Origin of the sequence: Streptomyces sp. NPDC127106, from assembly GCF_042677605.1 — a bacterium.
Lineage (GTDB): Bacteria > Actinomycetota > Actinomycetes > Streptomycetales > Streptomycetaceae > Streptomyces.
This window is the reverse complement of the sequence record NZ_JBHXTC010000075.1, coordinates 6115-28851: the sequence shown is the minus strand read 5'-3', so window position 1 is coordinate 28851 and position 22737 is coordinate 6115. Positions and strand designations below refer to the sequence as shown.

Genomic DNA, 22737 nt, shown 5'->3' with positions numbered 1-22737 from the left:
GGTGCGGCGCCGCCCCCCCCCCTCGTCGGATGGCCGGCCCGGGGCCGGCCGGTCGGCTACTTGGCGCAGACCGCCTTGTCCGCCTCGACCCGCTGGATGTCGTCGGGCGCCTTCTGAGGCGCCGTCATCGGGATCCCCGCCCCCTTGAAGTCCGCGCCGAGCGTCAGCTTCATCGCGGTCCGCGGCCCGGCGTCCGCCGTGCCCATCTTCAGCGCCGAGGCCGGCAGGCCCATGATGTCCGCCAGCGCCCGTGCCTGGTCCGCCTGGTTCGGGGCGAACTCCAGCAGCGTGGCGTCCAGCTTGGCGGGCGCGTTGCCGAGGTTGCTCGCCTTGGTGACGCCCTTGCCGTTCTGCAGCCAGGCCAGGGTGGTGGAGGCCGAGCCCGCGGGCCCGCCGCCGTTGTAGACGTCCACCCGTACGTCCCTCGCCGCGGCGCGCGGGCCCTGCATGAGCGCGTCCTGCTTGGCCCTGGTCTCGGCGTCGGCCGCGTCCTTGGCGGCCTGTTCCTTCTTCTCGACCTCGGTGAGCGAGACGTCCCCGCGGATCATCTGGAGCAGGGGGTCCGCCAGCGCGTTGTTGAGGACGACGGTGGCCTTCACCTTCTCGGCCGGGTTGTCGAGCACCGGCAGGGTGGTGAAGGTGACGTTCTTGAGGTTCATGCTCTTCAACTCACCGGCCAGGTTGGTGAGTTTCTCGATGGACCCTATGCCCGAGTCCACGGTCAGCGACTTGGTGGCCGCCTCGGCGAGGGAGAAGAACTTCTTCGGGCTGGTCAGCGTCTCCTTCGACTTCATCTCGCGCAGCATCGAACTCAGGAACTGCTGCTGCGTCTTGATGCGGTCGAGGTCGCTCTCGTTGCCGAAGGCGTGCCGGGTCCGTACGAAGGCCAGGGCCTGCTCGCCCTGCAGCCGGTGCTCGCCGGGGCCCAGCTTCAGCTTGGAGTCCTCGTCGTCGACGGCCTTCTCCAGGCAGACGGGCACACCGCCGACCGCGCTGCTCAGCACCTTCACCGCGTTGAAGTCGACCATCATGAAGTGGTCGACGGTGATCCCGGTGAGCTCCTTGACCGTGCGCATCGTGCAGCCCGGGTCGCGGCCCTCCTGTCCGAGGCTGGTGTTGAAGCGGGTGGCCTTCTGGCCCGGGATCGTCTTCATCGTCCCGTCGGGCTGCTTGGTGGGGCAGGCCGGGATGTTCGTGATCAGGTCCCGGGGGATGGACAGCGCCGTGGCGTTGCTGCGGTCCTTCGAGACGTGGAAGAGGATCGTGGTGTCGGCGTGGCCGGGGCTGCCCGAGTCGCCGTAGCCCTCGTTGCCGGCGCCGGAGCGCTTGTCGGTGCCGATGACGAGGATGTTGATGGGCTGGTCCTTCTTGAAACCGCCCGTGCCCGCGTCGCCGACGTCGGTGACCCTCAGGTTGCCGTTCAGATGGTTGTAGTACAGGTACGCCCCGAGCGAGCCGCCGACCAGCAGGAAGGCGAGGGTGCCGCCGGTGACGACCATGAGCCGCCTGCGGCGGTTTCTGCCGGAGCCGTCCTTGCGGGTCCGGCCGGAGCGTCGGCCCGGCGGGTTCTCACCACGGCGCGGCTTGGGGACCGCCGGGGAGGGGGAGTCCGGGGACGCGGGCGGCTTGGGGCCCTTGGGACTCTTGGGGCTCTTGGGGGAGGCCGGCGCTTCGGCGCGGGTGCCCCTCGACCTGCGGGGGGAGGTCACGGGGCGCTGCCCTTGCGGAGCGCTGTGGTCCAGTTGCAGTTCGTAATGGCCGGTGCGGGGGTTGAGCACCCACTGGTCTGCGGGGTCGATCTCCTCCGCACGCCCACGGCTCTGCGCATCCACGGTTGCTCGAATCCTCCGTCGGTGCCTCGCGACGCGCCTCCCCCAAGACGCCCGGTCAACGATCCGGCTGCTGGTGCACGGCCTCTTTGCTGGCCAGGGCACCGGACCGCTCACCTTATCCGCCCCGGTCAACCCCAAACCATGGTGGTGACAAATTCCACTCCCCTTATAACAGGGCAAACCACCCAAGCCCTGCGCTTCGCACACCGGCTTTTGGCATTGCTTTACCGGCAGTCGGTCATCCCCGCGGTGGTACCCGTGAAGGTGGGGACGGGCACGGAGCCCGTGCCGGTTCCGGTCGGCGACGGCTCGGCGCTGCCCGCCCCCGCCCGTGCGTCGCCCGGCTTCCGGCCGTCCGCGTCCTGCGGGCCGTCCGCCTCCGCCGGCGGGGCCACCGTCAGCGGCGCGTCCGCGCGCAGCCGCTGGAACAGCCGGGCCGCGTCCGGCTGCGCGAGTTCGTCCCGGTTCGGGTCGCCCGCGTACGGACGGCGCGGCACGGTCAGGAACTTCACCTGGTCGGTCGGTATGTTCCGGACGCCCCGGACGAGTTCGTACAGCCCGCGCAGCGAGGCCAGCCCCGGGTCGGTGGTCACCGAGGACGTCGCCGCGTCCAGCAGCGGGTACAGCCGGCCCGGGTTCAGCAACACCCCGTTGCTCTGCACCTTCTTCACCAGTGCGCCGAGGAACTGTTGCTGGCGCTCCATCCGTTCGGTGTCGCTGCCGTCCCCCATGCTGTAGCGGGCGCGCACGAAACCGAGCGCCTGTTCGCCCCGCAGGGTCTGCCGGCCCGCCGGCAGCCGCAGCCGGGCCTCCGGGTCGTTCATCGGCTGTTTGAGGCAGACCTCCACGCCGCCGACCGCGTCGACCATCTTCTTGAACCCGCCGAAATCCACCACCATGTGGTGGTCGATCCGAATCCCGGTCAGCTTCTCCACCGTACGGATCGTGCAGGCGGCCCCACCCCACTGGAACGCCCAGTTGAACTGCGCGAACTGCTCCACCGTGCGGCTCCCGTCCGACCTCAGGCAGCTCGGGACGTCCGTCATCAGGTCCCGCGGGATGGACACCGCCGTCGCGCTCCGCCGGTCCGCGGGCAGGTGCAGCAGGATCACCGTGTCCGAGCGCTCGGTGCCCCCGTCCCGCCCGTAACGGGCGTTTTCGGAGCCGGAGCGCGAGTCGGAGCCGATCAGCAGGATGTTCCGGGAGCCGCCCGCGATGGCCGTCGGGCGGTACTCCTCGAAGCGCTCCAGCTCGGACGCCGCCGAGGTGTCCTCGGTGATGTTCGCGTCGAGCTTGCGGTACAGCCACCAGCCCGTGCCCGCCCCGGCCAGCACCAGCAGCGAGACCCCGGTCCCGGCCCAGCGCAGCAGCAGCCGGCGCCGGCGGCCGCGCGGAGGCTCCGGGGAGCCTCCTGCCGCCCCGGTGGCGTCGGGTATGCCTGCGCTGTCCGTCACTTGCGTACCGTCCCTCACCACGTGGGCAGGAGGCCGTACGGGTGGACGCACGGCCTGTGCCGATCCTGCCCCCGCGGCCGGGACGCGGCCCGGGGGCGGCCCCCTGTCGAGACCCGAACGGGTGAAAGATCGGCGCGGGTGCTCACCGCACGGTGTGGGTGACCCGCTCCGCCTCCGTGCGCTGCGCCAGCCCCTCCGCCGGCAGCCGGTCGAGGTGGCGGCACAGCACCACGGACCCGCCCGCCGCCAGGGCCGCGAACAGCCCCGCCGACAGCCCGTCCCACGTGTCGTAGCCGAGGCCGGACAGCACCCGCGACCCCGGGCCCAGACCGAGCTTCGCCGCGTCCTCGCGGGCCCGGCCGACGGTCCCGACGTACGACAGCTCCTCGCCGCCGACCACCAGCCCCGGCCCCTCCGGGTCGACGGGGACGAACGGGGCGAACCGGTCGCCCTGCCCGGGCACCTCCACCGCGTAGTCCGCGAACCCGGCCGGCGGCTGCGGGAACCGCCCGCCCAGCGGCCGCAGCGCCAGCGCCACCCGCTCACCCGGGCAGGCGGCCGCCTCCTCCAGGGTGTCGGGGCCGCTCACCACCAGATCGGCGTCCGCCGGATCCCCGCCCACCTCGACGACCACCCCGACCGAGGCACACGCGAGCAGCCACACGGCGCTCTGCCAGTGCGCCGGCAGCAGCAGCGCGAGCCGGTCGCCGGGCTCGGCGCCGAGGTCGCCCTGGAGCAGATTGGCGGTCTTGGCCACCCAATTGGCGAAGGTGGCCACGGACAATTCCACGCGTTCGCCCGTGGCGTCGTCGTAGAAGGTGACGAGCGGGCGGCCCGGATCGGCGGCGAGCGCGGATCGCAGCAGGTCGGCAGGGGTGCGGTCAGAAGCGTTCACCCGCCCCAGCGTACGCGGGGCCCCTCCCCCGTACGGCGGCCCGTGGCTCACCCGTCCGGGGGAGCCGCACCCGGCGGTGAGCAGACGGACCGTCAGTTTTCCGATGGCGGTTCGTGGTGCGTGTGCTCAGCATCGCTTGCATGCGTGGATTCCTTGCTTCCGCGGTCGGCGTCGCGACCGCCGCCGCCCTCGCCCTGCCGCTCGCCCTGTCCACCCCGGCCCTGGCCGAGTCGTCGTCCCCCGCGGCCCCCGCCGGCTCCACCCAGTCCCTGCCGCTCGCCCCCCTCGGGCCCGCGGCCGACCGCTCACCCGGCGTCCCCGGCATGAGCACCTCGCCGCGCCTGCCCGAAGCACGGGGCCTGGCCGCCCGCGAGATCGACAGGTTCTCGTTGGTCGGCGTCGTCTGGGACGACGCCGGCACCCAGCTCTTCGGCCACGTCCAGGTCCGCACCCGCTCCGCCCGCACCGGGACCTGGTCCGACTGGCAGGACCTCGAAACCCACAACAGCGAGCACGCCCCCGACCCCGAAGCCGTCGAACGGGGCACCGGCCGGGTCCGCGGGAGCACCGCCCCGCTGTGGGTCGGCGAATCCGACGGCATCGAGGTCCGCGTCCAGGCGGAACCCGGCACCCCCACCGCCGCGACCCGTTCCGCGGGTGCCTCCCGCCTCCCCTCGGGGCTGCGGATCGAACTCGTGGACCCGGGCACGGTCGACCCGCCGGCCCCCGGCGACGGCAAGAACGGCACGACCGGCACGACCGGAGCCCCCGGCACGACCGGCACGACCGGCGCCCCCGGCACGACCGGCGACGACAAGGGCGACACCGTGGCGCCGCCCGGCATGTCGATGGCCACGGCGGAAGCCTCCTCCGCCAACGTGCCGCTGGCCCCGCTCGGCGCCAAGGAGATCACCGCCCTCAACCGGGAGGACTCCATCGCCGACGCCGTCCTCATCGGTGGCGCCGTCGGCAGCACCCCGTACATCGGCCCCCGCCCGGGCATCGTCACCCGGCTGGGCTGGGGCGCCGACGAGTCGCTGCGCGAGAAGGCGTTCGTCTACACCAGCACCGTCAAGGCGGCCTTCGTCCACCACACCGCCTCCGGCAACAACTACGACTGCAAGGACGCCCCCGCCGTGCTGCGCAGCCTGTACCGCTACCACGTGGTCAGCGCCGGCTGGCGGGACTTCGGCTACAACTTCGCCGTCGACAAGTGCGGAACCGTGTACGAGGGCCGGGCGGGCGGGGTCGCCAAGCCGGTGCTCGGCGCGCACACCATGGGCTTCAACACCGACAGCATGGGCATCGCCGTGCTCGGCACGTTCACGAGCACCGGCCCCCCGGCGGCCGCGGTGAACTCGGTGGCCGCGCTCACGGCCTGGAAGCTGGGGCTGTTCAACCGGGACCCGCGGGCGACGACCACGCTGAAGTCGGGCGGCGGGAACCTGTACGCGAAGGGCAGCAGCGTGAAGATGAACGTGATCTCCGGGCACCGGGACGGCTTCGCCACGGAATGCCCGGGCAAACTCCTGTACGGCCAGCTCCCCCCGACCCGCACGGCCTCGGCCAAACTCCAGGGCCGCTGACCCCGGCCCCGCCGTGCCGACACGGCCCGACCACGCCGGACCCCGGCCGCGGGCCACAGCTGCCCGATCGCGCGGTTCCCCGTGCCCCTGAGGCCTCGCCCCAGGGGCGCGGGGAACCGCGCGCCCAGGCACCGAGGCCGCAGGCGACGGCCCGGACACCCGCGGGCGGACGCCCCCCAGCCGCATCGGCGCGGGCCAGGGCACCCGGGGGCACCGGGATACGCTCGTGCCATGGCCGGCCGCTTCGATCCCCTGACCCGCACCGCCGTACGCGGCGGCCGCACCGGCGTGCCCGCGGGCGGCGGGGTCCCGGCGGGGGCCGGGTCCCTGAGCCGGGTGTGGGCCCCCGAAGGCCCCGTGGACCTGGGCCTCACGCTCGGCCCGCTGCGCCGCGGCCCCCATGACCCCACCTTCCGCGTCACTGCCGACGGCTCCGTCTGGCGCGCCAGCCGCACCCCCGTGGGCCCCGCCACGCTCCGGGTCGCCGCGGACCGCACCATCGGTACGGTCCGTGCCGAGGCCTGGGGCCCTGGCGCCGAGTGGCTCCTCGACGGCATGCCCGCGCTCCTCGGGGCCGACGACGACCCGTCCGTCTTCGTCCCCCGCCACCGCCTGGTGCACGCCAGCCACCGCAGCCGCCCCGGCCTGCGCCTGACCCGCACCGGGCTGGTCCTGGAGTCGCTGATCCCGACCGTCCTGGAGCAGAAGGTCACCAGCGACGAGGCCTACCGCTCCTGGCGCCGCCTGGTCCGCGGGTTCGGGGAGCCCGCGCCCGGCCCCGCGGGCACGGACATGTACGTCATGCCGGACGCCCGTACCTGGGCGATGATCCCGTCCTGGGACTGGCACCGGGCCGGGGTCGACGCCAAGCGCTCCGGGACCGTCGTGCGGGCCGTCCGGGTGGCGGCCCGGATGGAGGAGGCCGCGGCCATGCCGCCGGGGCGGGCCGCCGCCCGACTGGAGGCCGTTCCCGGCATCGGGCCGTGGACCTCAGCCGAGACCCTCCAGCGCAGCAACGGCGACCCGGACGCCGTCACCACCGGGGACCTGCACCTGCCCGGCATCATCGGCTACGCCCTGGTCGGCGACCGGGACGCCGACGACGCCGCCATGCTCGAACTGCTCGCCCCGTACGCGGGCCAGCGCCACCGCGCGGCCCGCCTGATCCTCCTGGCCGGCCGCACCCCACCCCGCCGCGCACCCCGGATGTACCGCAACGACATCGCCCATTTCTGACGGCGGCGGCGGCCTGCGCGGCCCGCCCAGGCTCCGCGGCGGGTCAGCGGACCGTGACGAAGTGCTCCGGGGCCCGTGCCACCCGCTCGCGCGGCGGCTGGGCCGGATGCCCGATGGCGACGGCCCCCATCGGGTCCCAGTCCTCCGGCAGGTCCAGCACCTTGCGGACCACGTCCCGGCAGAACATCGTCGACGACACCCACGCCGACCCCAGCCGTTCGCCGGCCAGGGCGACCAGGAAGTTCTGCACGCCGGCGCCGGTGGCGACGATGAACATCTCCCGTTCGGCCGCGTCCCGCCGCGCGTGCCCGTAAGCGTGCGCACCGTCCATCACCATGCACGGCACGGCCAGGTACGGCGCGTTCCGCAGGACGTCCCCGCGCCGGATCCGCTGGGCGATGGATTCCTCGGTCTTGCCGTCGCGCCGCAGGTCCTCGATCCAGGCGTCGCGCATCGCGTCGAGCAGTTCGCGCCGCGCCGTCTCGGTTTCCAGCAGGACGAACCGCCACGGCGTCGTGTGGTGCGGTGCCGGGGCGGTCACGGCGGCCGCGACGGCCCGCCGGACCGCGGCGGGGTCCACCGGCTCGGCGGTGAAGGCCCGTACGGTGCGGCGCTGCGTGACCGCCTCCCGTACCGCTTCGGAGGTGCCGAGGCGGAACATGTCGTCGGCGGCGGGCCGCACCAGCTGGGCGGCGGTGGCGCCGTCGCCGAGCACGTGCCCGAGCCCCCGCACCACCGCCACCGGCAGCCCGGCGGCCTTGCCCTTGACGAGGTCGCCGGCGGCGGCGAGTTCGTCGGCGGTGGCGACGACGGTGGCGCTGAGCGGGTTGCCGTGCGCGTCGGTGCCGCCGCGCAGGTCGTCGAGGACGCGGACGCCGGCGGCGCCGATGGCGACGTCGGTCAGCCCGGCCCGCCAGGGCCGCCCGAAGGTGTCGGTGACGATGACGCCCACGTCGACGGAGAGCAGCTCCCGCAGTCCGGCGCGGATCGCGGCGGCGGAGGCGTCGGGGTCCGCGGGCAGCAGCAGGACGGTGCCGGGCTCGGTGTTGGAGGCGTCGACGCCGGCGGCGGCCATGACGAGGCCCTGCCGGTTCTCGACGATCCGCAGCGGGCCGCGGCGCGCGACGACCCGTACGGTCTCGGCGTCTATGGCCTCCTCGCGGGAGTCGGCCCGGACGATGCGGCCCTCCGCCTTGGAGACGATCTTCGAGGTGACGAGCAGGACGTCGCCGCTGCGGAGTCCGGGCGCCGCGTCGGCGACGAGCCGGGCGAGGTCGTCGCCGGGCCGGACTTCCGGCATCCCGGCGACGGCCCACACCTCGTACGACGGAACGCTCACCGGGAGGCCTCCGCCAGGGCGAGTGCCGCGCGCGCCATCTCGGCGGTCGCCTCGAGGTTGGTCATCATCAGCGGTACGGCGCGGCAGGCGATCCCGGCGGCCTCCACCTCGGCGACGGCGTCCGCGTCCGCGGTGTCGACGAGCCAGCCGTCGAGGAGGTCGGCGCCGTAGTGCCGGGCGACGGCGGCGGCGGTGGCCTCGACCCCGACGGCGGCCAGCACCTTGTCGGCCATGCCGCGTACGGGGGCGCCACCGACGATGGGGGAGAGGCCCACGACGGGCGCCGCGGCGGCGGCGACGGCCTCGCGGATGCCGGGCACGGCGAGGATCGTGCCGACGGAGACGATCGGGTTGGACGGCGGGAAGAGGATGACGTCGGCGGCGGCGAGGGCTTCGAGCACGCCGGGCGCGGGCTTGGCCTGTTCGGCGCCGACGGGTACGACGGCCTCGGCGTCGACGGAGGCGCGCAGCCGGACCCAGTACTCCTGGAAGTGGATGACGCGGCGCTCGCCGGTGCCGGCGTCGGTGACGGCGACGTGCGTCTCGACGCGGTCGTCGGACATGGGAAGCAGCCGGACGCCGGGCTGCCAGCGGTCGCAGAGGGCTTCGGTGACGGCGCTCAGCGGGTAGCCGGCGCTGATCATCTGGGTGCGGACGATGTGGGTGGCGAAGTCGCGGTCGCCGAGGCCGAACCAGGTGGGTCCGACCCCGTAGGCGGCGAGTTCCTCCTTGACGGTGAAGGACTCGTCGGCGCGGCCCCAGCCCTGCTCCTCGTTGATGCCACCGCCGAGGGTGTACATCACCGTGTCGAGGTCGGGGCACACCTTGAGTCCGAACAGGTGGATGTCGTCACCGGTGTTGCCGATGACCGTGATGTCCGCGTCGGGGACCGCCGACTTCAGTCCGCGGAGGAAACGGGCGCCGCCGATGCCGCCGGCCAGAACAACAATGCGCATGCAGACAGTCTGTCAGCCGCAGGCCGTCCCCTGAGGGGTGGTGGTCAGACGGAGAGGGCCTCGGTCGTGGCGGGGGAGCAGTTGTGCATGGGCATCTCGGTCAGGCCGGGGAAGTAGACGTGCAGGCTGACGGCTCCGTCGAGGCCGTCGTTGACGACCTCGTGGGCGTAGCCGGGGGCGAAGACGCGCTGGGCGCCGGCCCGGAGGGTGAGGGCGCCGCGGGTGCTGTGCTCCGTGAGGGCGCCGTCGAGGACGGTCAGGACGCCGGAGGAGGCGCCGTGGTCGTGCCGGCCGCTGCCCTGCCCGGGGACCCAGCTGAGCAGCCACACCTCGTAGCCGGGGCCAGTGCGCAGGCGGTGGTACCAGCGGGCGGTGGCGTCGTAGCGGACGAGGTGCTGCCAGCTCGCGCGGTCCTCGGCGATGGAGCGGGCGAGGCCGGCGAACTCGGCGACGGTGGCGGGGTGTTCGCGGGCGGGCTGGAGCAGGTGCGGGACGGCGAGGATGTCGCCGGCGATCTGGAGGTCGCTCTCCGTGACCGCGGGGCGGTCGGCCGCGGCGGAGGCGGCGGAAGCAGCAGAAACGGAAGCGGAAGCGGAAGCGGAAGCAGTGGGTGCGGGGCTGCGCATTGCGGGGTCCTCGGGAGATGTCAGGGGTGCTGGCGGTTGCCGTGGGGGTGGCCGGAGCTCAGGGGAGCCGGGGCTCCGAAGGCATCAACAGCTGCAACAGCAACAGCAGACCTGGGCAGCGCGCAGGAACCCACGAACGGGGGTCCGGGTGGCGGCTGCGGTCACTGACATGGGGACAAGGAGAGCGGGTGGGGGGCCGGACTGTCAACCCAATGACCGGTTTGGCCGAAAAGGTTCATCTGATCCGGTTAACACGATCGGAGAAAGGTTTGTGCACCTCGCGGCCGGGGAGATGGCGCTCCGGGTCCCGCTATTGCCCCGTTCAAACGTGCGATGCCAACTCGTGATCGGAATGTGATCTGCGCCGCTTCTTTGGCCGGATTGCAACCGGTCCACAGGGTGTCACGTCGATTGCGGGTGAAGTGGGCGCAGTGGGACACCGGTGGCGTGTGTCACGATTTTTGGCGATTTGATCACTTTCTGCATAGCCTTGGTTCCGCAGAGTGAATAAGGGCCCCAATAGCAGATCCCAGCTTGACTGCGCTGGAGCCCCCCACTTGTAATTTCACTCGTGTCGTTACGTAGCGATGAGTAACGATGCCACCACGGGGATGCACAGACAGAGCGAGGGGCGCACATGACCGAGCTGTTTCAGGAACTGCTGGTCGAGGAAGCGGACGAAGAGCTCGGATGGCAGGAGCGCGCCCTGTGCGCTCAGACCGACCCCGAGTCCTTCTTTCCCGAGAAGGGCGGCTCCACCCGCGAGGCCAAGAAGGTCTGCCTCGCCTGCGAAGTCCGCTCCGAATGCCTTGAGTACGCCCTCGCCAACGACGAGCGATTCGGCATCTGGGGCGGCCTGTCCGAGCGCGAGCGCCGCCGACTGAAGAAGGCCGCCGTCTGACCGCTCCCGCCGCACGCAGAACAACTCCACAAGCACACCACACGGTCCGCCTCCTGCCCCTTCCCCGCAGGAGGCGGACCGGCGTGTTCCCCAGCCGTTAGTGTGGCCGCTGTCCAGCAGCCTCCGAGGGGCACACCACCCCCGGACCCTCCCTCCGGCCGCCCGGGGGGACCCCCAGGCCGGAGGGCCAGTAGAGCGATGTCCCTGCACAGCCAGTCGACGGCCTCCTACCAGGCTGACGCCACTCCCCAGTTCCCCCGGCACGTCGTCACCGCGGTCCTCGTCGCCCACGACGGGGCACGCTGGCTCCCCAAGACCCTCACCGGCCTCCTCGGCCAGGAACGCCCCGCCCAGAACCACATCGCCGCCGACACCGGCAGCGCCGACGACTCGGCCCGGCTGCTCTCCGAGGCCCTCGGCGACGACCGCGTCCTGCACCTCGCCCGCCGCACCGGCTTCGGCGCCGCCGTCGACGAAGCCGCCCGCTCCGCCGGCACCCTCACCCCCGAGGACCTCCCCTACCTCAAGCGCCCCAGCGGCTGGGACCCCGTCGGCCGCACCTGGCGCGACGACACCTACGACCTCCCCGAACTCCCCCACGGCGAACCCGTCCAGTGGCTCTGGCTGCTCCACGACGACAGCGCCCCCGAGCCCGACGCCCTCACCGAACTGCTGCGCGTCGCCGAGGAGAACCCCGACGCCGCCGTCATCGGCCCCAAACTGCGCGGCTGGTACGACAACAAGCAGCTCCTCGAAGCCGGCGTCACCATCGCCCGCAGCGGCCGCCGCTGGACCGGCCTCGACCGCCGCGAACAGGACCAGGGCCAGCACGACCAGGTCCGCCACGTCCTGTCCGTCTCCACCGCCGGCATGCTCGTACGCCGCGACGTCTACGAAGACCTCGGCGGCTTCGACCGCCGCCTCCCCCTCATGCGCGACGACGTCGACCTGTGCTGGCGCGCCCAGAGCGCCGGCCACACCGTCCTCGTCGCCCCCGACGCCGTCCTGCAGCACGCCGAGGCCGCCGCCCGCGAGCGCCGCACCGTCGACTGCGCCGGCCGCGGCGCCGTCAGCCCGCACCGCGTCGACAAGGCCGGCGCCGTCTACACGATGCTCGCCAACACCTCCGGCCGGGCCCTGCCGTACGTCCTGCTGCGCCTGATCACCGGCACGGTGCTGCGCACCCTCGCCTACCTCGTCGGCAAGGCCCCCGGCCAGGCCGTCGACGAGTTCACCGGCCTCCTCGCCACCCTGCTGCGCCCCGGCCGCATCCTCGGCGCCCGCCGCCGGCGCGGCCGCCCCGCCGTCCCCGCCAAGGAACTGCGCCCCCTGTTCCCGCCGCCCGGCGCCACCGTACGGGCCGGCGCCGAACAGCTCGCCGGACACCTCGGCAGCGGCCGCGACACCGATGGCTCCGCCGCCGCCGGCCGGCACGGCGGAGCCGGTGACTCCGGCCCCGGTGGCGAGGACGCCGACTACCTCCACGTCGAACAGTTCGCGCGCCTGAAGCGGATCGCCCGCAACCCCGCACCCGTCCTCTTCGCCCTCCTCCTGCTGGTCTCCGTCGTCGCCTGCCGCGGCCTCCTCGGCGGCGGCTCCCTCATGGGCGGCGCCCTGCTGCCCGCCCCCGACAGCGGCCTCGACCTCTGGCACCGCTACACCCGCGACTGGCAGCCCGTCGGCATCGGATCCACCGCCGGCGCACCCCCCTACCTAGCCGTCCTCGGAGCCCTCTCCACCCTCCTCCTCGGCTCCACCGACGCCGCCCTGACCCTGCTGCTCGTCTGTTCGGTGCCGCTCGCCGGACTCACCGCCTACTTCGCCTCCCGGCCGCTCGTCGACTCCCGGCTGCTGCGCGCCTGGGCCGCCGTCGCCTACGCCTTCCTGCCCGCCGTCACCGGCGCCCTCGCCGGTGGCCGCCTCGGCACCGCCGTCCTCGCGGTCCTGCTCCCGCTCATCGCCCGCTCCGCCGTCTTCGCCCTCGGCCTCGCCGACACCGCGGCCGGCGCCCCCGACCAGCGCGGCGGACGGCGCGCGGTGTGGACGTACGCCCTCCTGCTGACCCTGGCCACCGCCTTCACCCCCGTCGTGTGGCCGCTGGCCGCCGTCCTCGGCACCGCCGCGCTGGTACGACGCCGCGCCCAGTGGAAGGCGTACGGGCTGCGGCTGCTCGCGTCCCTCGCCGTCCCGCTCCTCGTCCTCGCCCCCTGGTCCCTGGGCCTGCTGCTGCACCCGGCCCGCTTCCTGGACGAGGCCGGCCTGCCCGCCGCCGGCCGGGCCACCGCCCTCGACCTCGTCGGCCTCGGCCCCGGCGGCCCCCGCGCCGCCGGCGGCCTGCTGCTCCTCGGCATCGTCCTCGCCGCCCTGGCCGCCCTGCTGCGTGCCGAGCGGCGGCTCGCCGTCCGCGCCGCCTGGACCGCCGCCCTGGCCGCGCTGGCCCTCGCCGTCGTCCTCAACCGCACCGGCTGGGCCGGCCCCGCCGTTCTCGTCTACGGGCTCGCCCTGCTCGCCGCCGCCGCCGTCGGCGCGGACGGGGCCAAGGAACGCGTCGCCGCCAGCAGCTTCGGCTGGCGCCAGCCCGCCGCCGCCCTGATCGCCCTCGCGGCCGTCGCCGGCCCGCTGCTCGCCGCGGCGGGCTGGGCGGTCTCCGGAGCCGCCGGCCCGCTGGAGCGGCGCAACCCGGTCCAGGTCCCCGCCTTCGTCGCCGAGGAGGGCAGCACCCGCGACCAGGCCCGCACCCTCGTCCTCGGCGGTACCTCGCCCGCCACCATTTCCTACACCCTCGTCCGTGGCTCCGGCGGCAGCCTCGGCGACGCCGAACTCGCCGCCGGGGCCGGCAGCACCCCCGCCCTCGACAAGGTCGTCTCCAGCCTCGTAGCCGGATCCGGCGCCGACCAGAGCGACCAGCTCAGCGGATACGGCATCCGCTATGTCCTGGTCCGCGACGGCGCCCCGCAGCAGACGCGCAAGGTCCTCGACACCACCCCCGGCCTGAGCCGGCTCAGCCAGCTCGACGGCAGCGCCCTGTGGCGGGTGGACCGCCAGGTCGCCCGCGCCGTCATCGTCCCCGGCAAGCCGGGCGAGGCCCCGATCCCGGTGGCCTCCGGCCCCGTCGAGGCCCACACCAGGATCCCGGCGGGCGAGGCGGGCCGCGTCCTGCGCATCGCCGACCGCGCCGCCCCCGGCTGGCGGGCCACCCTCGACGGAACGCCGCTCAAGGCCAAGACCCTCGACGGCTGGGCCCAGGGCTTCGAACTGCCCGCCGCCGGCGGCCGCCTCGACCTCGTCCACGAGGACTCCTTCCCCCGGACCGCCTGGCACTGGGCCCAGGGCGGGCTCGCGCTGCTGCTGCTCGTGATGGCCCTGCCCGGCCGCCGGGTGAGCCTCGACGACGACCTGCCGGACGAGGACGCCGCCGACCGGCCCGTCCCCGGCGAGGGCGGCGAGGGCCGCCGCGCCCGCCGCCTGCGCGCCGAGACCGACGGGACGGCCGCCCCGGCCGCCGCCGGCACCGCGGCCGAGCCCGCCGGAGCCGTCGCCGACCCGTACGCGGGGATCCCCGCGCAGCCCGTCTACGGGGAGGAGGCGTACGCGTACCAGTCGTACGAAGACCAGGGCCACGGCGACCAGGACTACGCCTACGGACCGGCGGCCCCGCAGCAGCCGTACGTACCCGCCCAGGCCTCGGACCACGAGCAGTACCCGTACCACCGGCAGGGCTACGACCCCCAGGGCTACGACCCCCAGGGCTACGACCTCCACCAGGTCTACCCCCAGCAGCCACACCAGCCCCAGCACCCCCACGCCCAGCAGCCGTACCCCCACCCGTACGAGCAGCAGCCGTACGACGCCTACGGACAGCACGACCAGCGTCCCGACGGGAGCCACCAGCAGTGAAGCAGCGCGCACCCCTGACGCTGGCGGCCGCCGCCGCGGCCCTCGCCGCCTTGGCGGGCCTCGCCCACCTCACCGCGCCCGCCGCCCCGGCCGCCGCCGACGACGGCAAGGCGGCCGCGGCCCGGATGCCGGTCGAGCGGTCCGCGCTGGTCTGCCCCGCGCCCAGCTCCTCCGACATCGCCGAGACCACGTACACGGCGATCACCCCCGGCGCGGCCGGCGGCGGCAAGGGCTCGGCCCGCCTGCTCGGCGCCACCAAGGAGGCCAAGCCCGTCCTGGAGCTGAAGGAGCGCGGCAAGCCGGCCGGGGCGACCGCCTCCGGCGCCGAGGCCCCCGGCCTGGCCGGCATCGCCGACGGCGTCCTCGCCCCCGGCTGGACGGCCCAGCAGACGACCAAGGTCTCGGTGGGCCGGGCCCGCGGCCTGCTCGGCGTCGGCTGCACCGCCCCCGGCACCGACTTCTGGTTCCCCGGCGCGAGCACCGCCAAGGGACGCGAGGACTACGTGCACCTCACCAACCCGGACGACACCGCAGCCGTGATCGACATCAAGATGTTCGGCCCCGACGGCACGGTCAAGGACGAGACCGGCGTCAGCGAGAACATCCGCATAGACCCCCGCTCCACCAAGGCGATCTCGCTGGCCTCCCTCGCCCCCGGCAAGGAGCTCGCCGACGTCACCGCCCACGTGACCACCCGCGCCGGCCGCGTCGGCGCCTCCCTCCAGGCAGGCGAGGAGGGCGTCGGGGCGGACTGGCTGCCGGCCTCCGCCGACCCGGCCGCCGCCCAGGTGCTGCCCGGGATCCCTGCGGACGCCACCTCCGTGAAGCTGTTCGCGTTCGCGCCCGGCGAGGAGGACGCCGACCTCACCGTCAGGCTGGCCGGCCCGAACGGCTCGATCAGCCCGGCCGGCCACGAGCAGCTGCACGTCAAGGCCGGCATGACGGCGAGCGTCGACCTCAAGGACGTCACCCGCGGCGAGGCGGGCTCGCTGCTCCTGGCCCCGGCCGACCCGAAGAAGGCCGTACCGGTGGTCGCCGCGCTGCGCGTGGTCCGCGGCAGCGGCGCCAAGCAGGAGCTGGCGTTCGTACCGGCCGCCGGACCGGTGGGGGCGCGGGCCACCGTCGCCGACAACCGGGCCGACGAGAACGCGACCGTGCTGTCGCTGACCGCGGTCGGGGCCGACGCCAAGGTGAAGGTCACGGCCTCGCCGGGGACCGAGGCGGGCGAGCCGGCCACGAAGGAAGTCACCGTCAAGGCGGGCACCACGCAGACCGTCTCCCTGGCCCCGGGCGGGCCGAAGGGCGCCTACGCGCTGACGGTCGAGACCCTCTCCGGCGGCCCGGTCCACGCGGCCCGCACCCTGACGCTGCCCCACGAGGGCATCGTGATGTTCACCGTCCAGACCCTGTCCGACGACCGCGGGACGGTCCCGGTGCCCAAGGCCGTCCAGGACCTGACGGTGCTCACCCGGTAGCCGCCCGCGACGCCGACCGGCCCGCCGGCCCGCACCGCAGCGGCACCCGGCGGGCCGAGTGCCGCATCCGGTATCCGGTATCCGGTATCCGTATCCGGCGTCAGTCCTGGCCGTAGCGCGGGTCCACCGTCTCCGGGGACAGCCCCAGCAGCTCCGCCACCTGCTCCACCACGACCTCGTGCACCAGCATCGCCCGGTCGTCCCGCGTCTTCGACCGGATCTCCACCGGCCGCCGGAACACCACGATCCGCGCCGGCCGCCCCGGGCCCGACGGCTCCGACAGCGCGCCCAGCGGCACCGCCTCGTCGTTCCAGCCGCCGGCCGGCCCGCCCGGCGGCCCCGGCACGTCCGCCACCAGGAACTCCACGTCCGCCAGCTGCGGCCAGCGCCGCTCCAGCCGCTCCACCGACTCCCGCACGAGGTCGCCGAAGAGCTCGGCCCGGCTCGCGGCCAGCGGCACCTGGGGCGGGGCCACCGGACCCCGCATCCCCCGCCCGTGCCGGTCGCGCCGGCGGACGCGAGGCTCGGCGGGGGGTTCGGCGGGACGCGGTGCGGGGGGCGGCACGGGGCTGTCGGTCACCCCCGCAGCGTAGCCCCGGAACGGGCCCCGACCGGGGCGTTCCGGGGCCCGCCGGGCCCCGTCGCGGGGGCGACACGGGGGAGTGACCGGCGGGAGAGTCGTCGCGGCCCGGTCAAGAGTGCGGTACCGTCCAACGTCGTGAGCCTTGTACGTCGCTGTTCGCGCACCGCGTGCGGCCGCCCTGCCGTCGCGACCCTGACGTACGTCTACGCCGACTCGACCGCAGTTCTCGGCCCGCTCGCCACGTACGCCGAACCCCACTGTTACGACCTGTGCGCCGAGCACTCCGAGCGCCTGACCGCACCCCGCGGCTGGGACGTCGTGCGCCTGACCGACGGGTCGGGCCCGTCGCGGCCGAGCGGCGACGACCTCGAAGCACTGGCCAACGCCGTCCGCGAGGCGGCCCGCCCGCACGACCGCGCCGCCGAGGCCGGCCGGGGTCCCGCCCAGGGCGGCCCGGGGTCCGGCGGGGAGACCCGCCGCGGCCACCTGCGGGTGCTGCGTTCCCCCGACTCCTGACGGCAGCCGCCCCCGACCGGCGTCCGCGTGCGACGGAGTCCGCGTGCGCCCGCGTTTTCCGTGAACACCGCGGCCCGATCGGCCGCCCTCCCTGCACGGTAGGTTGGGCCCACCGCACAGGGACCTTTCAGGAGGGCAGGCAGTGGCCGCAGATTTCTCGAACATCGTCAAGGCGTACGACGTACGCGGCGTCGTGCCCGACGAGTGGGACGAATCGCTGGCCGAGCTGTTCGGTGCCGCCTTCGTCGAGGTCACCGCCGCCACCGCGATCGTCGTCGGCCACGACATGCGGCCCTCCTCGCCCGGCCTGTCGGCCGCCTTCGCGCGCGGCGCCGCCGCCCGCGGCACCGACGTCACCCTGATCGGGCTGTGCTCCACCGACCAGCTGTACTACGCCTCCGGCAAGCTCGACCTGCCCGGCGCGATGTTCACCGCCTCGCACAACCCGGCCCGCTACAACGGCATCAAGCTCTGCCGCGCCGGCGCCGCCCCCGTCGGCCAGGACACCGGCCTGACGACGATCCGCGAGCTCGTCGAGAAGTGGTCCGAGGAAGGCCTCCCCGCGGCCCCCGAGGCCACCACCCCCGGCACCGTCACCGAGCAGGACACCCTCCTCGGCTACGCCGAACACCTCAAGTCGCTCGTCGACCTCGGCGGGATCCGCCCCCTGAAGGTCGTCGTGGACGCGGGCAACGGCATGGGCGGCCACACCGTCCCGACCGTCTTCGACGGCCTGCCGCTGGAGCTCGTACCGATGTACTTCGAGCTCGACGGCACCTTCCCGAACCACGAGGCCAACCCCCTCGACCCGAAGAACATCGTCGACCTCCAGGCCCGCGTGCGCGCCGAGGGCGCCGACCTCGGCCTCGCCTTCGACGGCGACGCCGACCGCTGCTTCGTCGTCGACGAGCGCGGCGAGGGCGTCTCCCCGTCCGCGATCACCGCGCTCGTCGCGGCCCGCGAGCTCGCCCGCAACGGCGGCACCGGCACGGTCATCCACAACCTGATCACCTCCTGGTCCGTCCCCGAGGTCGTCCGCGAGAACGGCGGCACCCCCGTCCGCACCCGCGTCGGCCACTCCTTCATCAAGGAGGAGATGGCCCGCACCCGCGCCATCTTCGGTGGCGAGCACTCGGCGCACTACTACTTCAAGGACTTCTGGAACGCCGACACCGGCATGCTCGCCGCCCTCCACGTCCTCGCCGCCCTCGGCGGCCAGGAGGGCCCCCTCTCCGCCCTCGTCGCCTCCTACGACCGCTACACCGGCTCCGGCGAGATCAACTCCACCGTCGCCGACCAGGCCGCCCGCATCGCCGCCGTCAAGGCCGCGTACGGCACCGCCGACGGCGTCACCCTGGACGAGCTGGACGGCCTCACCGCCACCTCCGCCGACTGGTGGTTCAACCTGCGCGCCTCCAACACCGAGCCGCTGCTGCGCCTCAACGTCGAGGCCCGCGACCCCGAGACCCTCGCCCGGGTCCGCGACGAGGTCCTCGCCCTGGTCCGCGCCTGACCGGTCCGCGCCACTGCCGGGCCGCGCGAGACGCGGCCCGGCGGTACGCTGACCTCGCCCAATCCGCATGTTCGAAGGGAAGCGCCCCATGCCGCTCGAAGCCGGCCTTCTGGAGATCCTCGCCTGCCCCGCCTGCCACTCGCCCCTTGAGGACAAGTCGGCCGACGAGACGGCTCCCGAGCTGATCTGCACCGGCCGGGACTGCGGCCTCGCCTACCCGGTCCGCGACGGCATCCCGGTCCTCCTCGTGGACGAGGCGCGCCGCCCCGCCTGAGCACGTCCAGCCGCACGACGCACAGGGCGCCCGTCGCAGCGCCGGGCGCCCGAGCAACCGAGTCGCCCGCCCTTCTGAACCAGCCGGAGGCCGCCATGCTCGACGAGTCGCTCCTCGACGCACCGGAAGAGCTCGCCCGAGCCGACCGCCGCGGCCTGCTCCGCGGCGCCGCCGAGGCCGGGGCCAGAGTCCGCACCGCAGCCCGGCACGCCGGCGAGGCCGGCCTGGCCGACCTGCGCCCCGACGGCAGGCCGCGCGCCGTCCTCATCGCCGGCTCCGGCACGGCCGCCACCGGCGTGGCCGACCTGCTCGGGGCCCTCGCCGGAGCCTCCGCCCCCGTCAGCCGGCTGCACCCCACCGGCGTCGCACACGCCGCCGGCGCCCTGCGCTGGACCCTGCCCGGCTGGGCCGGCCCGGTCGACCTGCTGCTCATCACCACCACCGACGGCAGCGAGCCCGGGCTCTCCGTCCTGGCCGAGCAGGCCTACCGACGCGGCTGCACCGTCGTCGCCGTCGCCCCCGAGCGCTCGCCGCTCGGCGAGGCCGTCGACGCCGCCCACGGGCTCCTCGTCCCGATGGCCAACGCCCCGTACCAGGACTACGACGAGTCCGCCGCCGCAGGCCCCGGCGCCCTCTGGGCCCTGCTCACCCCGCTCCTGCTCCTCCTCGACAAGGTCGGTCTGATCACCGCCGCCCCCGAGACCCTCCAGCGCGTCGCCGACCGCCTCGACCGCACCGCCGAACGCTGCGGCCCGGCCATCGGCACCTACTCCAACCCCGCCAAGACCCTCGCCGCCGAGCTCGCCGACTCCCTCCCCCTCATCTGGAGCGAGGGCGCCGGAGCCGGCCCGGCGGGCCGTCGCTTCGCAGCCACCCTCGCCGAGCTCGCCGGCCGCCCCGCCCTGGCCGCCGACCTCCCCGAGGCGCTCCCCGCCCACGGTGTGCTGCTCGCGGGTGCCCTCGCGGCGGGCGCCGACCCCGAGGACTTCTTCCGTGACCGCGTCGAGGAGTCACAGGCCCTCCGCGCCCGCGTCGTCCTGTTGCGCGACCGGCCCACGGGCGGGCTCTCCGCCGCCCCGGCCGCGCGCGAACTCGCCCTCAGCCACGACACGGCCATCAGCGAGCTCGAACCCGAGGAAGGCGGCGAGCTCGAACAGCTCGCGGAACTCCTCGCCGTCACGGACTTCACCACGGCCTACCTCGCACTGGCGGCCACCCGGGGACACGGCTGAGCACGGTCCCGTGCCGGCCCTACATCCAGGAAGACGGACGACGATGGACCGCCTGACGAACACGATCCGCCCCTACGCCTGGGGATCGACCACCGCGATCCCCGGGCTCCTCGGCACCGACCCCACCGGGGAGCCGCAGGCCGAGCTGTGGATGGGCGCCCACCCCGGCGCGCCCTCCCGCCTCGACCGCGGCGCCGGCGTGACCACCCTCGCGGACGTCATCGCCGCCGACCCCGAGCGCGAGCTCGGCGCCGCCGCCGTCGCCAAGTTCGGCCCCCACCTGCCCTTCCTCTTCAAGGTCCTCGCCGCCGGCGCCCCGCTCTCCCTCCAGGTCCACCCCGACCTCGAACAGGCCCGCGCCGGCTACGCCGAGGAGGAACGCCGCGGCATCCCGGTCGACGCCGCCCACCGCAACTACAAGGACCCCAACCACAAGCCCGAGATGCTCTGCGCGCTCACCCCCTTCGAGGGACTGTGCGGCTTCCGCCCGCCCCAGGAGGCCGCCCGGCTCCTCGCCGGCCTGGAGGTCAACTCCCTCAAGCCGTACGTGGACCTGCTGCAGGCCCACCCCGAGGAGGCGGCCCTGCGCGAGATGCTCACCGCCGTACTCGCCGCCGACCGCGACGAGATGGCCCACTCGGTCGCCGAGGCCGCGGCCGCCGCCGAACGGCTCGCAGGCCCGTACGCCCCGTACGCCACCCTGGTGCACCACCACCCCGGCGACCCGGGCGTGATCGCCGCCATGTTGCTCAACCACGTCCGACTCCAGCCCGGCGAGGCGATGTTCCTCGGCCCCGGCGTCCCCCACGCCTACCTCGACGGCCTCGGCATCGAACTGCTCGCCAACTCCGACAACGTGCTGCGCGCCGGACTCACCCCCAAGCACGTGGACGTGCCCGAACTGCTGCGGATCGTCCGCTTCGAACCCGGCGACCCGGCCCTGCTGCGCCCCGAGGGCAACGGCGAGGAGGTCTACGACACCCCCATCGACGAGTTCCGGCTCTCCCGCTTCACCCTCGCCCCCGGCGGCGCGCCCCGCGCCCTGCCGTCCGGCGCCCCCCAGATCCTCTTGTGCACGGCGGGCCACCCGCAGGCCGGCGAACTGCCCCTCGCCCCCGGCGAGTCGGTGTTCGTGCCGGCCGGTGAGGAGACCGAACTGTCCGGGACGGGCACCGTCTACCGCGCCACCGTCGTCCTCTGAAGCCGCCCGCCGGGCCGGAGCCCGCCCCGGCGGCTGCAAGAATGTGCGGCCGTAGCGCGGCGCCCCGGCCAGGGCCGCCGTACCGAGGAAGGGACATCAAGCACCCATGAGTGCGTCGGGCGGAACCAGGGCGATCGTGGCGGCACTCGCCGCCAACCTCGCCATCGCGGTTGCCAAGTTCGTGGCCTTCGTCTTCAGCGGCTCGTCGTCGATGCTCGCGGAGAGCGTCCACTCGCTGGCGGACTCCGGAAACCAGGGCCTGCTGCTGCTCGGCGGGAAGAAGGCCCAGCGCGAGGCGACACCGCAACACCCCTTCGGGTACGGGCGCGAGCGCTACATCTACGCGTTCCTCGTCTCCATCATCCTGTTCTCGGTCGGCGGCATGTTCGCCCTCTACGAGGGCTACGAGAAGATCAAGCACCCGCACCCGATCGAGGACTGGTACTGGCCGATCGGCGTCCTGGTCTTCGCGATCATCGCGGAGAGCTTCTCCTTCCGTACGGCGATCAAGGAGTCGAACGAGCTCCGCGGCGGCCTCACCTGGACCCAGTTCGTCAGGCGGGCCAAGGCCCCCGAGCTGCCGGTCGTCCTCCTGGAGGACCTCGGCGCGCTGGTCGGCCTCGTGCTCGCCCTGGGCGGCGTCGGCCTTGCCCTGCTGACCGGCGACGGCGTCTGGGACGGCATCGGCACCCTCGCCATCGGCACCCTGCTCATCCTGATCGCGGTCGTCCTGGCGGTGGAGACCAAGTCCCTGCTGCTCGGCGAGGCCGCGGGCCTGGAGGAGATCGAGAAGATCAAGGGCGCGGTCGTCGACGGGGAGACCGTCACCGGCCTCATCCACATGCGGACCCTGCACCTGGGGCCGGAGGAGCTCCTCGTAGCCGCCAAGATCGCCGTCCGGCACGAGGACTCTGCGGCCACGGTCGCCGCCGCGATCGACGCGGCCGAGGCCCGTATCCGCGAGGCGGTCCCGATCGCCCGCGTGATCTACCTGGAGCCGGACATCTACAGCGCGGAGGCGGCGGCCGCGGGCAACGACCCGGCCGCCACCCCGGGCGGCCCCGGCGCCCACTGACCGCAGGACCGGCCCAGGGCCCACGGCCCACGGCCCACGGTGTACGGCGAAGCCCCCCCGCGACGCGCGAGGGCGGGGGGCTCCCGCCCACCGGGGGGGGGGGGCGGCGGGGGGCGGGGGACCCGGGGCGCCCCCGCCGGGGCGGG

18 protein-coding genes are annotated in these 22737 nt (G+C 74.4%); 11 read left to right on the top strand and 7 right to left on the bottom strand.

The annotated features are described in order from the left end of the window. Positions 1-56: 56 nt before the first annotated feature. The 3 genes from ACFVGY_RS34575 to ACFVGY_RS34565 all read right to left on the bottom strand — a co-directional run bounded on the left by ACFVGY_RS34575 (position 57) and on the right by ACFVGY_RS34565 (position 4181). Entirely contained in the window at positions 57-1832 is a 1776-nt protein-coding gene (locus tag ACFVGY_RS34575; protein WP_385685493.1) for an LCP family protein, read from the bottom strand. Between the two features lie 224 nt (positions 1833-2056). Then, entirely contained in the window at positions 2057-3286 is a 1230-nt protein-coding gene (locus ACFVGY_RS34570; RefSeq protein ID WP_385685490.1) for an LCP family protein, read from the bottom strand. Between the two features lie 142 nt (positions 3287-3428). Beyond that, positions 3429-4181 (bottom strand): TIGR03089 family protein, encoded by a 753-nt coding sequence (locus ACFVGY_RS34565; RefSeq protein WP_385685487.1) that lies wholly within the window; start codon positions 4179-4181, stop codon positions 3429-3431. Between the two features lie 140 nt (positions 4182-4321). Between ACFVGY_RS34565 and ACFVGY_RS34560 the strand changes: the two genes are divergently transcribed. Together ACFVGY_RS34560 and ACFVGY_RS34555 are read left to right on the top strand one after the other, a co-directional pair. Beyond that, positions 4322-5767: a peptidoglycan recognition protein gene (locus ACFVGY_RS34560; RefSeq protein WP_385685484.1), complete on the top strand. Its 1446-nt coding sequence runs from the start codon at positions 4322-4324 to the stop codon at positions 5765-5767. A gap of 231 nt (positions 5768-5998) precedes the next feature. Then, the gene (locus ACFVGY_RS34555) at positions 5999-7003 is read left to right on the top strand and encodes a DNA-3-methyladenine glycosylase family protein (protein ID WP_385685480.1); all 1005 of its coding nucleotides are present in this window, start codon (positions 5999-6001) and stop codon (positions 7001-7003) included. Positions 7004-7046: 43 nt separating this feature from the next. On the opposite strand, the gene ACFVGY_RS34550 is transcribed toward ACFVGY_RS34555, so the two are convergent. From ACFVGY_RS34550 to ACFVGY_RS34540, 3 genes are read right to left on the bottom strand one after another with little or no spacing between them, the layout of a single operon-like run. Continuing rightward, on the bottom strand, positions 7047-8342 hold the full coding sequence (locus tag ACFVGY_RS34550; protein ID WP_385685477.1) for a coenzyme F420-0:L-glutamate ligase: 1296 nt from the start codon (positions 8340-8342) through the stop codon (positions 7047-7049). Beyond that, a complete protein-coding gene (gene cofD, locus ACFVGY_RS34545) occupies positions 8339-9298 on the bottom strand; it encodes a 2-phospho-L-lactate transferase (RefSeq protein ID WP_385685474.1) in 960 nt (319 codons plus the stop codon). Before cofD ends, ACFVGY_RS34550 begins: the two co-directional genes overlap by 4 nt. A gap of 44 nt (positions 9299-9342) precedes the next feature. Beyond that, positions 9343-9924: a cysteine dioxygenase gene (locus ACFVGY_RS34540; protein WP_385685472.1), complete on the bottom strand. Its 582-nt coding sequence runs from the start codon at positions 9922-9924 to the stop codon at positions 9343-9345. Positions 9925-10561: 637 nt separating this feature from the next. Between ACFVGY_RS34540 and ACFVGY_RS34535 the strand changes: the two genes are divergently transcribed. From ACFVGY_RS34535 to ACFVGY_RS34525, 3 genes are all read left to right on the top strand, one after another. After that, on the top strand, positions 10562-10825 hold the full coding sequence (locus ACFVGY_RS34535; RefSeq protein WP_003983763.1) for a WhiB family transcriptional regulator: 264 nt from the start codon (positions 10562-10564) through the stop codon (positions 10823-10825). Positions 10826-11023: 198 nt separating this feature from the next. Next, complete coding sequence (locus tag ACFVGY_RS34530; protein WP_385685470.1) at positions 11024-14722, top strand: glycosyltransferase; 3699 nt, start codon at positions 11024-11026, stop codon at positions 14720-14722. Then, positions 14719-16197, top strand: coding sequence for a DUF5719 family protein (locus ACFVGY_RS34525; protein ID WP_385685467.1), 1479 nt, complete (start codon positions 14719-14721; stop codon positions 16195-16197). The genes ACFVGY_RS34530 and ACFVGY_RS34525 overlap by 4 nt, the downstream gene beginning before the upstream one ends. Before the next feature lie 100 nt (positions 16198-16297). Here the strand turns inward: ACFVGY_RS34525 and ACFVGY_RS34520 are convergent, their stop codons facing one another. After that, a complete protein-coding gene (locus ACFVGY_RS34520; protein WP_385685464.1) occupies positions 16298-16777 on the bottom strand; it encodes a metallopeptidase family protein in 480 nt (159 codons plus the stop codon). Between the two features lie 138 nt (positions 16778-16915). On the opposite strand from ACFVGY_RS34520, the gene ACFVGY_RS34515 reads away from it, so the two are divergent. From ACFVGY_RS34515 to ACFVGY_RS34490, 6 genes are all read left to right on the top strand, one after another. Next, on the top strand, positions 16916-17296 hold the full coding sequence (locus ACFVGY_RS34515) for a DUF3499 domain-containing protein (protein WP_179175204.1): 381 nt from the start codon (positions 16916-16918) through the stop codon (positions 17294-17296). Positions 17297-17438: 142 nt separating this feature from the next. Beyond that, complete coding sequence (locus tag ACFVGY_RS34510; RefSeq protein WP_385685460.1) at positions 17439-18809, top strand: phosphomannomutase/phosphoglucomutase; 1371 nt, start codon at positions 17439-17441, stop codon at positions 18807-18809. Between the two features lie 88 nt (positions 18810-18897). Next, complete coding sequence (locus tag ACFVGY_RS34505; RefSeq protein WP_054222355.1) at positions 18898-19083, top strand: Trm112 family protein; 186 nt, start codon at positions 18898-18900, stop codon at positions 19081-19083. A gap of 95 nt (positions 19084-19178) precedes the next feature. After that, positions 19179-20315: an SIS domain-containing protein gene (locus ACFVGY_RS34500; protein ID WP_385685456.1), complete on the top strand. Its 1137-nt coding sequence runs from the start codon at positions 19179-19181 to the stop codon at positions 20313-20315. 43 nt (positions 20316-20358) lie between these two features. Further along, the gene (gene manA, locus ACFVGY_RS34495; RefSeq protein ID WP_385685455.1) at positions 20359-21516 is read left to right on the top strand and encodes a mannose-6-phosphate isomerase, class I; all 1158 of its coding nucleotides are present in this window, start codon (positions 20359-20361) and stop codon (positions 21514-21516) included. 106 nt (positions 21517-21622) lie between these two features. Further along, entirely contained in the window at positions 21623-22591 is a 969-nt protein-coding gene (locus tag ACFVGY_RS34490) for a cation diffusion facilitator family transporter (RefSeq protein ID WP_385685452.1), read from the top strand. Positions 22592-22737 lie beyond the last annotated feature (146 nt).

Excerpts from the sequence above, each read along its gene's own strand:
- ACFVGY_RS34555 (WP_385685480.1), top strand. The coding sequence starts at position 5,999 with ATGGCCGGCCGCTTCGATCCCCTGACCCGCACCGCCGTACGCGGCGGC.
- ACFVGY_RS34530 (WP_385685470.1), top strand. The coding sequence starts at position 11,024 with ATGTCCCTGCACAGCCAGTCGACGGCCTCCTACCAGGCTGACGCCACT.
- manA (WP_385685455.1), top strand. The coding sequence starts at position 20,359 with ATGGACCGCCTGACGAACACGATCCGCCCCTACGCCTGGGGATCGACC.
- ACFVGY_RS34560 (WP_385685484.1), top strand. The coding sequence starts at position 4,322 with ATGCGTGGATTCCTTGCTTCCGCGGTCGGCGTCGCGACCGCCGCCGCC.
- ACFVGY_RS34535 (WP_003983763.1), top strand. The coding sequence starts at position 10,562 with ATGACCGAGCTGTTTCAGGAACTGCTGGTCGAGGAAGCGGACGAAGAG.
- ACFVGY_RS34490 (WP_385685452.1), top strand. The coding sequence starts at position 21,623 with ATGAGTGCGTCGGGCGGAACCAGGGCGATCGTGGCGGCACTCGCCGCC.
- ACFVGY_RS34505 (WP_054222355.1), top strand. The coding sequence starts at position 18,898 with ATGCCGCTCGAAGCCGGCCTTCTGGAGATCCTCGCCTGCCCCGCCTGC.
- cofD (WP_385685474.1), bottom strand. The coding sequence starts at position 9,298 with ATGCGCATTGTTGTTCTGGCCGGCGGCATCGGCGGCGCCCGTTTCCTC.
- ACFVGY_RS34500 (WP_385685456.1), top strand. The coding sequence starts at position 19,179 with ATGCTCGACGAGTCGCTCCTCGACGCACCGGAAGAGCTCGCCCGAGCC.
- ACFVGY_RS34540 (WP_385685472.1), bottom strand. The coding sequence starts at position 9,924 with ATGCGCAGCCCCGCACCCACTGCTTCCGCTTCCGCTTCCGCTTCCGTT.